This is a genomic window from Falsirhodobacter sp. alg1 (genome assembly GCF_000739715.2).
Taxonomy (GTDB): domain Bacteria; phylum Pseudomonadota; class Alphaproteobacteria; order Rhodobacterales; family Rhodobacteraceae; genus Falsirhodobacter.
Genome location: NZ_BBJC02000010.1, coordinates 1 through 14,787, shown reverse-complemented (window position 1 = coordinate 14,787; position 14,787 = coordinate 1). Strand labels below are relative to the sequence as shown.

Annotated in this window: 12 protein-coding genes; 7 read left to right on the top strand and 5 right to left on the bottom strand. The window is 64.3% G+C overall.

What is annotated here, in order from left to right; translation table 11 throughout:
- Positions 1-455, bottom strand: a 455-nt coding sequence (locus TR36_RS13660) for a transposase (protein ID WP_153010580.1), incomplete at its 3' end; no start/stop codon positions are given.
- A gap of 345 nt (positions 456-800) precedes the next feature.
- Here TR36_RS13660 and TR36_RS13655 point away from each other — a divergent pair.
- Positions 801-1,277, top strand: a complete 477-nt coding sequence (locus TR36_RS13655; RefSeq protein ID WP_045393547.1) for a hypothetical protein — start codon at positions 801-803, stop codon at positions 1,275-1,277.
- Between the two features lie 275 nt (positions 1,278-1,552).
- Here the strand turns inward: TR36_RS13655 and TR36_RS13650 are convergent, their stop codons facing one another.
- From TR36_RS13650 to TR36_RS13640, 3 genes are read right to left on the bottom strand one after another with little or no spacing between them, the layout of a single operon-like run.
- Positions 1,553-4,789: an error-prone DNA polymerase gene (locus TR36_RS13650; protein ID WP_045393544.1), complete on the bottom strand. Its 3,237-nt coding sequence runs from the start codon at positions 4,787-4,789 to the stop codon at positions 1,553-1,555.
- The gene (locus TR36_RS13645) at positions 4,786-6,255 is read right to left on the bottom strand and encodes a DNA polymerase Y family protein (protein WP_045393541.1); all 1,470 of its coding nucleotides are present in this window, start codon (positions 6,253-6,255) and stop codon (positions 4,786-4,788) included. The genes TR36_RS13650 and TR36_RS13645 overlap by 4 nt, the downstream gene beginning before the upstream one ends.
- Positions 6,176-6,931, bottom strand: coding sequence for an ImuA family protein (locus TR36_RS13640; protein ID WP_045393538.1), 756 nt, complete (start codon positions 6,929-6,931; stop codon positions 6,176-6,178). Before TR36_RS13640 ends, TR36_RS13645 begins: the two co-directional genes overlap by 80 nt.
- Before the next feature lie 152 nt (positions 6,932-7,083).
- Here TR36_RS13640 and TR36_RS13635 point away from each other — a divergent pair, with 152 nt between their 5' ends.
- From TR36_RS13635 to TR36_RS13610, 6 genes are all read left to right on the top strand, one after another.
- Positions 7,084-7,731: an SOS response-associated peptidase gene (locus TR36_RS13635; protein WP_045393535.1), complete on the top strand. Its 648-nt coding sequence runs from the start codon at positions 7,084-7,086 to the stop codon at positions 7,729-7,731.
- The gene (locus TR36_RS13630) at positions 7,731-8,051 is read left to right on the top strand and encodes a hypothetical protein (RefSeq protein ID WP_045393532.1); all 321 of its coding nucleotides are present in this window, start codon (positions 7,731-7,733) and stop codon (positions 8,049-8,051) included. Before TR36_RS13635 ends, TR36_RS13630 begins: the two co-directional genes overlap by 1 nt.
- 285 nt (positions 8,052-8,336) lie before the next feature.
- Positions 8,337-9,770 (top strand): hypothetical protein, encoded by a 1,434-nt coding sequence (locus tag TR36_RS13625; RefSeq protein ID WP_045393530.1) that lies wholly within the window; start codon positions 8,337-8,339, stop codon positions 9,768-9,770.
- Positions 9,770-10,618, top strand: coding sequence for a hypothetical protein (locus TR36_RS13620; protein ID WP_045393527.1), 849 nt, complete (start codon positions 9,770-9,772; stop codon positions 10,616-10,618). Before TR36_RS13625 ends, TR36_RS13620 begins: the two co-directional genes overlap by 1 nt.
- 11 nt (positions 10,619-10,629) lie before the next feature.
- Positions 10,630-11,877 carry a hypothetical protein gene (locus TR36_RS13615; RefSeq protein WP_153010579.1) on the top strand — a complete coding sequence of 416 codons (1,248 nt, stop codon included), beginning with the start codon at positions 10,630-10,632 and terminating at the stop codon, positions 11,875-11,877.
- 179 nt (positions 11,878-12,056) lie between these two features.
- Entirely contained in the window at positions 12,057-13,574 is a 1,518-nt protein-coding gene (locus TR36_RS13610; RefSeq protein WP_237763598.1) for a thermonuclease family protein, read from the top strand.
- Between the two features lie 794 nt (positions 13,575-14,368).
- On the opposite strand, the gene TR36_RS13605 is transcribed toward TR36_RS13610, so the two are convergent.
- Positions 14,369-14,787: ATP-binding protein (locus TR36_RS13605; protein WP_192841361.1), on the bottom strand; the 419-nt coding region annotated here is incomplete at its 5' end.

Below are 14,787 nucleotides of genomic sequence, written 5' to 3'. Positions count from 1 at the left end.
AACTCCATGTGCAGCTTGTCGATCCGATGCATCAGCTTCAGATCGTCGGCCGAGACCGGGCGCGGCCGGTAATAAACACTGCCCCTGCTGATCCCCAGCACAATAGCTTGGCGGCTGATGCTGAGCTTTGCCGCCGGATCGATCATCTTTTTGCGCTCGGCAACAGACCCGCCTTTCCGAGCGCGCCGGACAAAAAAATCATTCTCCAGCGCCAACTCTCCAATCTTGGCATGCAGCGTCTTCACGTCGATCGCAGGTTCCGGCACCGCTTTCGCCGCCTCGCCAAAGACCCCCGTCGCGCCTTCCAGCAGCTGGTCGCGCCATTGCTTGATCTGGTTCGGATGGACATCAAAGTCCTGCGCCAGCTCTATCAGAGTTCGCTCGCCCTTGATCGCAGCTACCGCCACTTTCGCCTTGAAGGCCGGGCTATGGTTCCGGCGTGGCCGTCTCGTCATAGTCATCTCCTTGCATGCAGCATCATGCTGCTGTTGCGCGGAAAATCCACTTATCCTAGCTGTTCAGTTTTCCCGAGCCACCTCTGTCTGCAATTATTTCATGGAATTAGGGGTTCTAAAGAGTGATCTAATTCTTCAACAGCGTATCTATGTCGTCTCCCGGGAGCCTTTCGCGTCAGTCTTCACCGTGACTCTCAGGAATTACCTGATCTCCTAAGAGGCCCTTCGTACGCCATCCTGCCCTTCCGCTGCCAGAGCATCCATGACGTCCTGCGCCCATCAGCGACGGCGTCGGAATTCAATACGGACGCGCCCCCTTGGGGCGTCCGCCGGAGGAGACATGCCTTGAAGAACCCTATCCGCATTTTCGCTCGTCCCCTTCCCACGACCCCCGACCTCTCGGTCAACGAGGTGCATGCGCGCCTGCGCCGCTACCACGAGCTTCTCCACATCCGCCGGGCGAGCCGCGATGACGAGGCGCCGATGGGCTCTTGTAGCCCGGAGGATCTCGACGCGTTTTTCGATACCTTCGAGATCGACTTCCCCGTGGAACCGGAAGATCTGGAAATACCTGAGATTGATGCCCTGCGCAGGCGGGCGAGCCGGTTCGTCACGGCAAGGCTGGCGGCCGTCCAGACCATCGCCGATGGTCTGAGGTCGGAAGACCGGGGCGTGATCAAAAAAGCCATCGGGCGCGGCCGGGCGGCGGACATCGCTGCGCCAGATCGGGCGGATCGTCGACCGAATCGAGGATGTCGCCGCCGCGCCGTGGGTGAACTGAAAACCCTGGCCCACGGGAGCCCGGGCAAAAGGCAAAAGTGATTCCTCAAGATTCAGCACTTCAAGTTCAGCCCTAGAAACCTGGGGTTTTGGCATCCCGCAAAATCAAAGTGCCTATGAGGTGTGATGTGGAGGCGACCTCGCAGCGCATGAATTTGCTCCGAAACTTGAGTGTCGTTCTTTCACGAGAATCTATCGACCGGAGGCCGCTAGACCGGAAACGAGGCTCACCTCACGGTCTGACGTCGTCCCGGCATTGGTCACATCGGGCCGTGGTCCGGCCCCACTGAGGACAGTCATTTCAAGGGGGCGTTCCCTCACCGGAAATCCCGGGTCTTCACCCGGATGCCGTCGAGGTGGAGATCGCGGACGAACATGTCGCGGGGCTCCGGCTTGAAGGACGGAGGTGTCGTGGAACCAGCGGGTGGCGGGGGCTTCGGATGGCGCGGATCGGGCGTGGCGGTCGCATGATGGAACTCGTCGCCGCGTCCATGTAGCAGCGGAAAAGCACCGCGGCTTCCAACGCTGCCGAGTGCCGTCGACAAGTCGATCAGGTGCTGGACCACAAAATGCACCACCTCGCCCTCGCGCTGGATGCGGCCGCGGGCGGCGATCATGCCGGCGGAGAGGATGGTGCGGCGGTTGGCCTCGAATATCTTCGGCCAGACGACGAGGTTGGCGATGCCGGTTTCGTCCTCGAGGGTGATGAACATGGTGCCCTTGGCCGAGCCGGGGCGCTGGCGGACCAGCGCCAGCCCCGCGATTTCGGCCCAGTGGCGGTTCGGCAGGGTCATTGCCTCGGCGCAGGTCAGGATACGGCGCGTCGCAAGATCGCCGCGCAGGAAGGCGACCGGATGTTGGCGCAGGGACAGGCCGGTGCGACTATAATCCTCGACCACTTCCCGCCCTGCGGTCATCGGGCGCAAGGGGACGCTCGGTTCGGCGCTCTCGGCGGCAGCAAAAAGCGGCAGGTCGGTGTCGGGCAGGCCCTTGATGGCCCAGACAGCCTGACGGCGGCTCAGGCCGAAGCTGTGGAAGCCATCCGCTTGGGCAATGCAGGTCAAAGCGGCAGCGGGAACGCGGGCGCGGCGCCAGAGATCCTCGACCGAGGTGAAGGGCGCGGTGCGGGCAATCGCGATGGCATGCGCCTCGGCCAACCCCTTCACCATGCGCAGGCCAAGCCGGACGGCGCCCCCTTCCAGCGCGCAGTCCCATTCGGATGCGTTCACGCAGAGGGGCCGGACCTCCACCCCGTGGTTCTGCGCATCACGGACGATCTGCGCCGGGGCATAGAAGCCCATCGGCTGGCTGTTCAGCAGCGCGGCGCAGAAGGCGTCGGGGTGCCAGCACTTCAACCAGGATGAGGCATAGGCGATCAGCGCAAAGCTCGCGGCATGGCTCTCGGGGAAACCGTAGCTGCCGAACCCCTCAAGCTGCCTGAACGTCCGCTCGGCGAAGCCGGCTTCGTAGCCGCGCTCGACCATCCCGTCGATCAGCTTGTCACGGAACGCGCTGACACCGCCGGTAAACTTGAAGGTCGCCATGCTCTTCCGCAGCATGTCGGCCTCGCCGGGCGTGAAGCCCGCGCATTCGATGGCCACCCGCATCGCCTGTTCCTGGAACAGCGGCACGCCGAGCGTCTTGCCCAGCACCTTCTCCAGCTCGGGCTTGGGATATTCCACAGCCTCCAGCCCTGCGCGGCGGCGCAGATAGGGGTGGACCATGTCGCCCTGTATCGGGCCGGGGCGAACGATGGCGACCTGCACCACCAGATCGTAAAAGGTGCGGGGGCGCAGGCGCGGCAGCATCGCCATCTGCGCGCGGCTCTCGATCTGGAAGGTGCCGAGCGTGTCGGCCTTGCGGATCATCGCATAGGTGCGCGGATCCTCGGCGGGGATGCTGGCAAGGTCATAGTGGGCATCCTTGTGCTTTGCCACCAGTGCCAGCCCCTTGGCCATGCAGGTCAGCATGCCAAGGGCGAGGATGTCGACCTTCATGAACTTCAGCGCGTCGATGTCGTCCTTGTCCCATTCGATGATCTGCCGGTCCTGCATCGCGGCGGGTTCGATGGGCACCAGATCGTCCAGCCGGTCATGGGTCAGCACGAACCCGCCTGGATGCTGGGACAGGTGGCGCGGTGCGCCCATCAGTTGCTGGGCCAGCTCCATGGTGAGGCGTAGGCGTCGGTCCTGCGGGTTCAGGTTCAGCTCGGCCAATTGCGCGTCGGTAATGCCCTCTTCGGACCATGCCCAGATCAGCGAGGACAGCGCGGCGATCAGATCCTCGGGCAGGCCCATCGCCTTACCCACATCACGCAGCGCACCTTTGGCGCGGTATCGGGTGACCACGGCCGTCAGGGCGGCATGGGTGCGGCCGTAGGTCTTGTAGATCCACTGGATCACCTCCTCCCGCCGTTCGTGTTCGAAATCCACGTCGATGTCGGGCGGCTCGCGGCGTTCCTCGGAGATGAAGCGCTCGAACAGCAGGTCGTTTCGTCCCGGATCGATGGAGGTGATGCCGAGGACATAGCAGACCGCCGAGTTCGCCGCCGAGCCGCGCCCTTGGCAAAGGATGTTCCGCGAGCGGGCATAGCGGACGATGCTGTGGACCGTCAGGAAGTAGGGCGCATAGTCCAGCCGCCCGATCAGGGTCAGCTCGTGGTTCAGGGATCGGGTGACCTCGGGCGGGATGCCCTCGGGATAGCGGGTGGCCGCGCCCTCCCATGTCAGGCGGGTCAGCGTGTCCTGCGGGGAAAGGCTCGGGTCGTCGCGTTCCTCGGGGTATTGATAGCGCAGGTCGCCAAGGTCGAAAGTGCAGCGCTCGGCGATCTCGATCGTGCGGGCCAGCGCCTCGGGGTGGTGGGCGAAGAGGCGGGCCATTTCTGCGGGTGGCTTCAGATAGCGGTCGGCATGGCGCTCACGGCGGTGGCCGAGCGCCTCGACGGTGGTGGTGTGGCGGATGGCGGTGACCACGTCCTGCAGGATGCGGCGGGCGGGGTCGTGGTAAAGAACGTCGTTCGTCACCACCGTCGGCACATTTGCCTGCGCGGCAAGGTTTGCCAGATCGTGCAGCCGCAGCTGGTCGTTCGGACGGCGGCGGAGGGTCAGGGCGAGGTAGGCGCGATTCTCAAACGTCTCGCGCATCCGGCGCAGATGCAGGGCGCAGATGTCGTCGGGCTGATCGGGGATGAGGATGGCGATCAGACCTTCGGCATGCTCGGTCAGGTCGGTCCAGTGCAGGTGGCATTTGCCTTTGCCCGCGCGGCCTTTGCCCAAGGTCAGCAGACGGCAGAGCCGCGACCAAGCCGCTTTGTCGGTGGGATAGACCAGCACCGACATGCCGCAGATCAAATCCAGACGGCAGCCCGCGACCAGCCGGATGCCGGTTGCCTTGGCCGCCTCCCACGCGCGGACAATCCCCGCGACCGAGTTGCGGTCCACCACGCCCAATGCCTCGATCCCCATCATCGCCGCGGTGGCGAACAGATGCTCGGCACTGGACGCCCCGCGCAGGAAGGAGAAGTCGGTGGTGACCTGAAGCTCGGCATATCTCATCCGAACACCCCGTGGATGAACCAGCGGTGTGATCCGGTGGCGGCATCCTCGCCATCGCCCGCGCGGAAGATCCAGAGGCGCTCGCCCGCGTCATCCTCCACCCGAAAATAGTCGCGGACGGCAATGCGTTCGGCCTCGCGCGTCCACCATTCGCCGAAGATGCGTTCGGGGCCATCGGCACGTTTGATCCGGCGGCGGATGCCGCGCCATGCGATCCAGACGGGGGGCTGGTCGGGCAGAAGTGCCATCGTCTCGATGGGTTCGGGGCGGGCGAACAGGCGCGTGGGGCGTGGCCAATGGTCGGGCCAGCCCTCGGTGGTAGGTTCGGACAGCGCAGGAATGCGGCGGACGGAGCGTTCGGGCACATCGCTGGCGACGGGGGCAATGCGGTAGATGGCGCGATGGCCGACGCGGCCCGCCAGCGTATCGATCAGGCCGGACAGGTCCGGTGCCTCGGGCGCAAGGGTGCTGGTCTGCCGCGCAGCCAAGGGCTCGGTGATGGTGGCGGTCAGGGTCATGATCTCGATCCCGAAGCCGGGGGCAATGGTGGGGATCCTGTCGCAGAGGAGCCGCGTCAGGCGCTGCGGATCGCGCTGCGGCACGGCAAGGCCGATGCGGACGGTTTGACGCTCTCGGTCGACGCGGTGGCAGATCAGGTCCAGACGGCGCACGCCAAGGCCGCGTTCGTCCAGAATCGCACACAGGGCCACAACCAGCTTGCCGATATACCGCGCGATGGTTTCCGCCGCGCCGATGGGTTCGGCAAAGGCGCGGCGGGTCTCGATCAGGCCTGGGGGGCGCAGGGCATCGATGGGCTCGGCTGCATCGCCGAACATCTGGTCGATGCGGCGGATCAGTTCGGGGCCGAAACGGCGGGTTAGCGGCGCACGGGGCGCAGCCATCAGATCGCCGATGGTGGCAAAGCCCATGTCGCGCAACCCCGCGACGGTGGCGGGGGGCAGGCGCAGCGCCTCGGGCGGCATGGCGTGCAGATCGCCGCCAAAACGCGCCAATGCATGGGCCGCGCCCCATGTGTCCGCAACCGCCGCCCGCGCCGTCACACCCGACAGCGCAAGGCGACCGGTCAACGCCTCCAGCAGCGCCTCTTCGCCGCCATGCAGATGGTCGGCCCCCGTGCTGTCAATCACGATGCCGTCCGGCGGATCAATCGCGACGATGGGCGCGATGCGTTGCAGGATCCAGAACGCCAGGCGCTCCAGACTGGCCTGATCGGCCTCTGGGTTCGCAGCTTCGATCCGCAGACCCTGCACCAGCGCCTGCGCCTTGCTGACCGGCATGCCGACGGTAACGCCAAGGCCCGCCGCGCCGGCATCCACCGCCGTCAGCACACGACGGTTGCCGAGGCGCCCCGCCAGCACCAGTGGCCTATCCGAAGGCGAGTCTTCCTGCCGTCGCAGCCGATCCACCGGCCACATCGGCAGGAAGACCGAGATGACCCGTGCCATCGCATGCCTCCAGTTCGATATCAAAACTCTCGCCCGCCCGCGCGCGGAGCAATTCAACCAGCCAGCGCGCGCGGCCCACCCCCTGCACCGGCAACGGCGCGGAGGGTATGGCCGAAACCCGCCAGCGCGTCATCGCTGCCGTCGGCTGCCCGAAATCTGCCGCCTCGGCATGATGCCGCCACCGGCGCAGGGCAATGCCGGTGGTTCCCGTGCTTTTGGCCGCCAGATGCAGCCGGCGGGATGCCGTCATCGACAGCCGTGCCACATCGGCCACCACGGCCGCCAGCCCACCATGCCGCAGCCCTTCCTCCATGCAGGCAAGAACAGCAGTATCGTCCCCCGCCTCGACATGTATTACGCGGTCGGGCGATAAACCCGACTGCTCCACCCCCGGGGCGAAAAGATCGGCCTGCGTCACACACCACAGCACCTGACCAGGCAGACGTGCCGCGATGCCCGCTGCAAAACACGCCGCCGCCGCACCATCAACCGCACCATTGCCGCCGCCGGCGACCTCGTGAAGGCAACCGAGCGCAAGCCCGCCCTTGGTCAGGCGGCAGTCCAGTTCGGACACACCAAAGGGCAGCACCGCCAATGGCGGGCCATGGCCGCCCTCGATCGCTGCGATCCGATGGCGCAGCGCTGCGAGAGCCGGATCGGAGAAAGGCGCGGACATGGCAGTGTCGGGCTCCTGTTCAGACGGGACTCATATCAATATGTTCATCCTTTGTTCTCATATGGGCGATGAGTCAATTGCCTGCATGCCATTTGTGCTCGGCGTGAACCGAGCCATATCTTCGGCAAGATCGCGGACAAAGGAGCAAGGTCATGTGCAACCTGTATAATCTGACGACGAACCAGCAAGCGATCCGCGACATCGTCGGCGTGATGTCCGACAGCCTCGGCAACCTCGAGCCGTCACTGGATGTCTATCCGGACCGGCCGGCCCCCGTGATCCGCAATACCCAAGGGGGTCGCGAGCTGGCATCCCTGACGTGGGGCATGCCGACGCCGCCACAGTTCCTGAAGGCGCTGGATGCGCCAGATACCGGCGTGACGAACATCCGCAACACCGCCAGCCCGCATTGGCGGCCCTGGCTCGGGATCGCCCATCGCTGCATCGTGCCGGCGACAGCCTTCTCGGAATACGGGGCACGACCCGATCCGGTCACGAAGCGCAAGCCGTTGCACTGGTTCGCGTTGAAAGAGACACGACCGCTGTTCTTCTTCGCCGGGATCTGGACACCATGGCAGGGCACGCGGGGATCGATACGGACACCGCGCACCGGCGATCACGAACTCTTTGCCTTCCTGACCTGCGAACCCAATGCCGTGGTCGGCCGGGTGCATCCCAAGGCCATGCCGGTGATCCTGACACAGGCCTCGGAGATCGAGACCTGGCTGACAGCTGACTGGCCAGAGGCGCGACGCCTGCAGCGTCCGCTGGACGACGATGCGCTGATCGAGGTGGAGTGATGCCGCTCTTCACGCCGGACGGGCGCTATATTGTCGTACGTGGTCGGCTATGGCGGGCGGCGAACCCGAACCTGCCCGAGGAGGAACGACAGCGGCTGGTGCAGGCGTTGATGGATGCCCGTCGTGCGGTGAACGCGGCGCGGGCCGAGGAAAACAGCGAGGCTGAGGATGCAGTGCATCAGGCGGTGGACGCGGCGAAGAATGCCCTCGGTGAGCGCGGGCCGGTGTGGTGGACGGACGGTGCGCCGGATTTGAACCGCAAGATGGTCTGGAACACGCCTTACGCTGACTGGTATGACACAGAAGATCAAAGGGGATGAGCACGAGTCGCGAAAGCCTCCTTGCTGCCTTTCGGCGCAGCCGGCAGCAAAGCGACCCTCTGAGGCGAAGAAGCCATTATAGTGGTCGCTCGTCTGGTCGTCCCGTTAAAGATTTAGCCGGAACCAACAAACCGAGAGCGGATATTTAAAGTTATCTGGTAACCGTCAAGACACACCTTGTTAAGCAACTAGAAACCTTCTCTACCCTGACGCAAAATACCTGATGCAGGATCTCCCCGTGGACCGTATGGGAACTTGTGCCGATTTCGTGACGAAGGTGATCCCATGCCCATGCTCGACAAGCTGAAGTCTCTCCTGAAGTCGGATGACGTCCTTCCGACGCTTTCGATGTTCCCCGAGATCGACGGCGACAAAATTCGTCAGGAGCTCGACCTGGACGGGGAAGGCGAACGGCGCGGCCAGCGGAATCAGCCGGCGCCGGATACCGCGCAGCTGGACAACGTCGAGGCGAAGGTCGTCTCCCGGATCGATGGCCTGCGCCGCAATGGTCTCCAGAGCTACGACAACAGCCGGCAGGTCTACAACGAGCGGCTGTCGCGGGCGGGTAGCCTGCGCAAGGAGGTCGAGCTTGTCGCCCAGACCGCGACGGGCGACTACCTGACGGCCGTCCGCGGGTGGCAGGCCGCCATGACCGGGTCCACGGAGCGCCTGTTCGAGACCTTCCAGCACCGCAAGGATTTCCGAGAGCGTCATGGCTTGCGGCGGCCGGCGAAGCATTTCGAGGGCTGGCTCAAGTTCGGGCTCGCAACGATCATCTTTGTGGGCGTCGAAGCCGCCCTGAACGCCTTCATGTTTTCGCGAGGCAACGAACAGGGGCTCATCGGCGGGCTGCTGACCGCGCTGATATTCTCGGCCGTGAACGTCGTCGGCAGCACCATGCTTGGCATGGCCGGCTGCGGTCTCAACCACAGCACCCTGGTGCGCAAGTCCCTCGGGTTCCTGGCACTCATCGCCTGGATCGCCTTCGCGCTCGCGCTCAACCTCACGGTCGCCCACTTCCGGGATCTCATCGACGCCGATGTCGGCTGGGGCGAGGCCGTGCAGATGGCCGTCCCCGCGCTGCAGGCAGATCCCCTCGGGCTCAGCAGCATGGACAGCTGGTTCCTTCTCGCGATCGGCTCGATCATCTCGGTTCTCGCCTTCCTCAAGGGCTGGCACACCTTCGATCCCTTCCCGGGCTACAGCCTGGTCGAGCACGACCTCCTGCTCGCCCGCAACGAGCACCAGGATCATTTCGACCAGGCGATCCAGGAGCTGACCGACAAGCGCGAGCAGGCCATCGACGAACTGCGCGACGCCGACCAGCAGGTGCGTGACGGCATCTCGCAGGCGATCGACGCCCTTTACGGGCATTCGACCCTCAACTCGCACCTGCAGACCTTCCTCGGCCAGTGCGACACGCAGCTGACGCATCTCCTCGCCGTCTACCGCGACGCCAACATCTCCGCGCGCACCGAGCCCGCGCCGCCGAGCTTCAAGATGAGCCATGCCTTCCCGGCCTTTCGGACAGACTTGCCTGCCGATGACGGGCGGCGCAAGACGGCCGAGGCGGAGGCCGAGAAGGCCAGCGAGGCGGTGGAGGCCGCGATCGGGTTGATATTCAAGAGCTTCAGCGAGGCCGTCGTCGAGTTCAAGCTGCCCGACGAGATCCAGAAGGGGTCTCCCGCGGCCACAACCCGCACCGAAGGGGCTGTCTGATGGCCCGCGGAAAGATCACACGGAGGGGATCCTCCCGCGGAAGCCGGCGCGGCGCGTCGAGCGGAGGGGGCGCATCGACATCGCTCCTGGCGCTCGGCGCCCTTGCCGTCGTGGCAGCTCTTGGCGGCGCCTTCTGGTGGTCGAGCAAGGATGCCGCGACCAATGCCATCGACCCACAGACCCTTTGCCCGACACCCGCGGGGCCCGTCGGCATGACGGCGATCCTGCTGGACCTGACCGACCCCCTGTCTCCCGCGCAGCACTCCCAGCTGATGGCTTGGCTCGAGGACGAGATCGACCGGGCACCGCGGGGCACCCAGTTCACCATGGGCGTGGTCAGCCAGGACCGGGCGAAGTGGGGGGCAACGGATCCGCTCTGCAAGCCGCAGGACGCAACTTCGGCCAACAGCCTGACCCAGAACGCACGCCTCATCGACACGCGCTACCGCGACCGGTTCCTCGACCCCCTCAAGACGCGGCTCGAGGGGATGGTCAGCGCCTCCGGCGCCGACCGCTCGCCGATCATGGAAAGCCTCCAAGCCTTGGTTTCCGACAGCGCGGGCTTCGTGACCTTCGACGGGCCACGCCGGATCGTCGTCGTTTCCGACCTCCTGCAGCACAGCGACGTGCTGAGCTTCTACCGCGGGGGCGACTGGGACAGCTTCCGGTCCTCGCCGGACTACCAGCGGATCGGCACGACGCTCGACGGGACCGAGGTGCAGATCTACCAGGTCCCCCGTCCGACGGAAGGCGTAAAGGATCCGGCGGTGCTCGAGGACTTCTGGATGAACTATTTCGAACGCCAAGGGTCCCACATTCCTTCGGTGAAACGCTTGGGGGATCTCTGATGGCACGTCGCATGAAACGGATCTACGGCACGCATGGCGAACCGCGGCACGAGGCCATCCCTCTCGTCGTGGCCTTCCTCGCCGGCACGATCGGCTCCGTCGTCTTCAAGCTGATGCCCATCCACCCCTTCGCCGGGGCCGTCTGGGCGATCGGCGTGCTCGTGGCCTATGCGGTCTATGCGTATAACGCGACCCAGCTGCGGCTCGACGCCGAGACGATCGGGGACAACTGCTACTACCTCGGCTTCCTCTTCACCCTGACCTCGCTTGCCGTAACGCTCTACTTCGTCATCCAGGCACCGGAAGCGAACCGGGCCGAGGTCATCCCGGGGGTGATCTCGGGCTTCGGCGTGGCGCTGGCCTCGACGATCGGCGGCGTGTTCCTGCGGGTGCTCATGATGCAGTTCAAGGTCGACATGGACAGCCGGGAGCGCCAGGAGCGGCAATACCTCACCGAGACGTCGCGGCGGTTCCGCACCGAGCTCGGCATGAGCCTTGATCAGATCAAAGCGTTTTCGATCGAGAGCCTGCAGCAGGGCGCCGAGCGCGAAGGTCGCATGCGGGAGGCCTTCGACAAGTTGCTGGCCGACATGCAGGGGGAGCTTCTGAAGTCCGCAGAGGAATTCGGGCCGGCGCTTCGCGAAAGCGTGCGCCTTCAGACACAGGCCTCACTCGCCATGGTGACCACCGCGGTTCACGAGTCGAGTGATCTGGCGGCACGCAGCATCAGGACCGCGATGTCGGAGATGACCTCGGTGGCCACCGACATCGCCTCGCACAACAGCGAAGCTGCCGGCAGGATCCGCCAGAGCGTCGAGACCCTCACGACTGCCACTGAAGTGCTCACCTCTGGTGCGGGCGGGATCATTCAGGACATCGGGCGCACGCAACAGGCTGCCTCACAAATGACAGAGGCCTTCGTCCGGGAGGTGAACGAGGGCACGGACGGCATGACGCGGGCTATGAAGAACGCCCGGTCACGCCTCGAGACTGGCGCCCAGGGATTTGCAGATGCCACCACCCGGGCGAGAGTCGCTCTGGACCACGGTGTCGACCGTATCGGCGAGAGCTTCGAAACGACCGCGGCAACGGTCGGCGAGGCCGGGGAACGTCTTGCACGCAGGATCGATCCGCCCGCACAGGCGTTCACGCCCCCCCCTTCCACCCCGTCCGACGCGACGCCGTCGCCAGTGCCGATTTCCACAGAAAATGCGCCTTCCACGTCCAGTTCCGGTTTCTTTGGCCTCGGACGACGGTAATGCCCAGCCAACCGACGTCCTGAAAACGGATACCTTCGGTCCGGTAAGCGGGCACCTGACGATCTCGTAGACGGATACCTATTGCCCAGCAAACGGGCACCTGACGATTGGAGTGCTTCCCCATGCCCATGCGCAATTCTGGACCCGGGTCGAGCCGCGACTACAAGCGCGGGGCGGTCATGGGGCTCACGGTGGCCGAAGCCTTCATCCTGCTGAGCTTCATCCTCCTGCTGCTTTTCACCTGGTGGCAGGTCGACACCGAGAAGCGCAGCCTGCGCTTGACCGACAGCCTCGGCGAAATGACGGACGAGCAGAAGGCCGAGATCGTCTCGGGTCTTGCCGACGGGACCTTCGATCTGGCGCGCAGCCTGCGGGCGGCCGGGCTCGGCATCCAGGACCAGGCGGCGATCGAGGATACGGAGAAATACAGCCGGTTCATGCGCGAGGAGGACATGAAGCGACTGATGAACGGCGCCGTGGAACTGCCGCCCGGCACGCTGCTGAAGCTAGGGGAAGCAGTCGAGATCACGCCCGAGACCCGGCTGCGCGCGGCGCTCGAGGACCTGCTGCGCCCCGAGGAGGCAGTCTCCAATGCCAGCCAGCGTCTTGCCGATGCTGCGGCGGCCGAAGAGGGCCTCGTGGACATGCTCGATCGAGAACTCGGCGAGAGCATCCGGGCCGCGGGAGGCGAGATCCGTCCCGATGGCACGATCAGGCTGCCCCAGGATGTGCTCTTCGAGGCGAACAGCGACCAGATCAGCAATCCTACATTTCTGAGGGATATCTGTGCACCTTGGGTCAGGACGCTTAAATCCTCCGGGCTGGACATCTCCGACCTGAAGATCGAAGGGCACGCCTCTTCGGAAGGCAGCCGGGGACAGGACGCTTCAGGTGCCTATCTCTACAACCTCGCCCTTTCGCAGCGGCGCGCGCAGAACGCACTGCAGGTCTGCCTAAGCGGCCTGAGCGATCCCGAGGTCATGGACTGGGCCCGCGGCCGCTTGTCCGCTACCGGCTACTCCTCCGCACGTCTCGTAACGAACGAGGACGGCAGCGAGAACCGGGAGAAGTCCCGCCGGGTTGAGTTTTCTATGGAGATGAACCGCGAGCAGCTCCTCGACGACATCCGTGAAGATCTTGCAAGCGCCGAGGATCCGGCCGTGCCGACCGCGCCTGCGCCGGAGGTGACCGGCTCCAGCCCCGCTGCGGCGCCCGCCGGACCCGGTCGGGAGACCGCCCCGCCGCCGGCCGCGCCCGATGCGGCAAGACGGCGCGTGGACGCGGAGCCCGACAGCCAGGGCATTCCTCGCATCGTGGATGGCGACACGCTGGTCATCGGAGAGCGTCGCTGGAGGATCTCCGGGATCGATGCCCCTGAGAAGGCCCAGGCCTGCATGATGCCGCAACAGGGTCTGATGAGGTGCGGCGAGATGGCCGCCGAGGAACTGACAAGGATGATCGGCACCGGCGAGGTCCGCTGCGAGGAGATCGAGAAGGATCGCTACGGCCGCTCCGTGGGCACCTGCTTCGCGGGGGATGTCGATCTCGGGCGCGAAATGGTCCGCAAGGGCATGGCTAAGGCCTACCTGCAGTATTCTACGGCTTACGAGGAGGACGACAACGCGGCCCGCGCCGGAAAGATCGGCTTGTGGGCAGGGGAGTTTCAGGATCCGGCTGAGTATAGGCATGCTCATTGAGCGGCAACTGGCGAGACAATCGCCAAGTTGATGTGCTTTGTGCGACAGTAAATAAAGTTCGTTTCCGTGGCCCAGATGCAAGGCCAATTCGCACAACCCCAATCCGACCTTCAGGCCCAGCGACCATCGGTCATGGCATGGTGACACGAAGCCCCATAGCTGTCATTCGCGATAGATGGCGGGGTTTCAGTCACAGTGCATGCATTTGCCCTATAATGGTAGCGTATCACTACATCGGTGAATTGTAAGTAGATAGGTTCGGCTAGAAACTCGCTCCCAACGATGGGAGCGGGAAGTAGCTCCGGCCTTCATCCAGCTGTGTCATTTTCGCACTCGCGTGGGTCCAAAGACATAAACCTTTTCTTTTCTATGGACGCACGACAGAGCTTTTGCAAAAGTCCGGATATTAGCCTCGATCAGCAGTGTGTCATGAAGACCTTTTGTATTGCCTTTTTACTGCGGTCACCGCCGTAGCATTTGTAGCGTCCACGGCCGCCGCCCATGGAAGTGGATGACGCAAGTCCTCGCCTCCGGGGCAGTGCTGCCACATGGGCAACAGCGAAGGCCGTGTTCAATGTGACTAAGCAGTAGAGGGCGAAAATTGAATTCTCTCTGAGCCAATACGTCATAAACTTTGATGCGACGTAGATAGTTTTTATGGGCACGCACTTGCAATCGCAGCCCATCTCAAACCATCAATATCCTCAAATGAGAGATCTGTTGTTGGATGTCACTCAGAACTGACCCAGCATTGTCACCGAGATCTGACCCGCCCGGTTATTATGTTTTCTGGTTCATGACGTAGTCAATGTCGCCGTCTCCTTCCGTTTCTTTTTGGCTGTCTCGGAGCTGGCTTTGAAGCGGTAGCTGTCGTTGCCGGTCTCGAGAATGTGGCAGCGGTGGGTGAGGCGATCGAGCAGCGCCGTGGTCATCTTTGCATCACCGAAGACGCTCGCCCATTCGCTGAAGCTCAGGTTGGTCGTGATGACCACGCTGGTGCGTTCGTATAGTTTGCTGAGAAGATGGAACAGCAACGCACCGCCCGAGGCGCTGAACGGCAGGTATCCCAGCTCGTCGAGGATCACCAATTCGGTCTTCACCAGCGCCTCGGCGATCTTTCCAGCCTTTCCCTGGGCCTTCTCCTGTTCCAGTGCGTTGACCAGCTCGACGGTCGAGAAGAAGCGCACGCGTTTGCGGTGATGCTCGATGGCCT

Bases quoted from the DNA above. Each gene is read 5' to 3' on its own strand.
- TR36_RS13650 (WP_045393544.1), bottom strand. From the start codon at position 4,789: ATGAGATATGCCGAGCTTCAGGTCACCACCGACTTCTCCTTCCTGCGC.
- TR36_RS13645 (WP_045393541.1), bottom strand. From the start codon at position 6,255: ATGGCACGGGTCATCTCGGTCTTCCTGCCGATGTGGCCGGTGGATCGG.
- TR36_RS13640 (WP_045393538.1), bottom strand. From the start codon at position 6,931: ATGTCCGCGCCTTTCTCCGATCCGGCTCTCGCAGCGCTGCGCCATCGG.
- TR36_RS13635 (WP_045393535.1), top strand. From the start codon at position 7,084: ATGTGCAACCTGTATAATCTGACGACGAACCAGCAAGCGATCCGCGAC.
- TR36_RS13630 (WP_045393532.1), top strand. From the start codon at position 7,731: ATGCCGCTCTTCACGCCGGACGGGCGCTATATTGTCGTACGTGGTCGG.
- TR36_RS13625 (WP_045393530.1), top strand. From the start codon at position 8,337: ATGCCCATGCTCGACAAGCTGAAGTCTCTCCTGAAGTCGGATGACGTC.
- TR36_RS13620 (WP_045393527.1), top strand. From the start codon at position 9,770: ATGGCCCGCGGAAAGATCACACGGAGGGGATCCTCCCGCGGAAGCCGG.
- TR36_RS13615 (WP_153010579.1), top strand. From the start codon at position 10,630: ATGAAACGGATCTACGGCACGCATGGCGAACCGCGGCACGAGGCCATC.
- TR36_RS13610 (WP_237763598.1), top strand. From the start codon at position 12,057: ATGGGGCTCACGGTGGCCGAAGCCTTCATCCTGCTGAGCTTCATCCTC.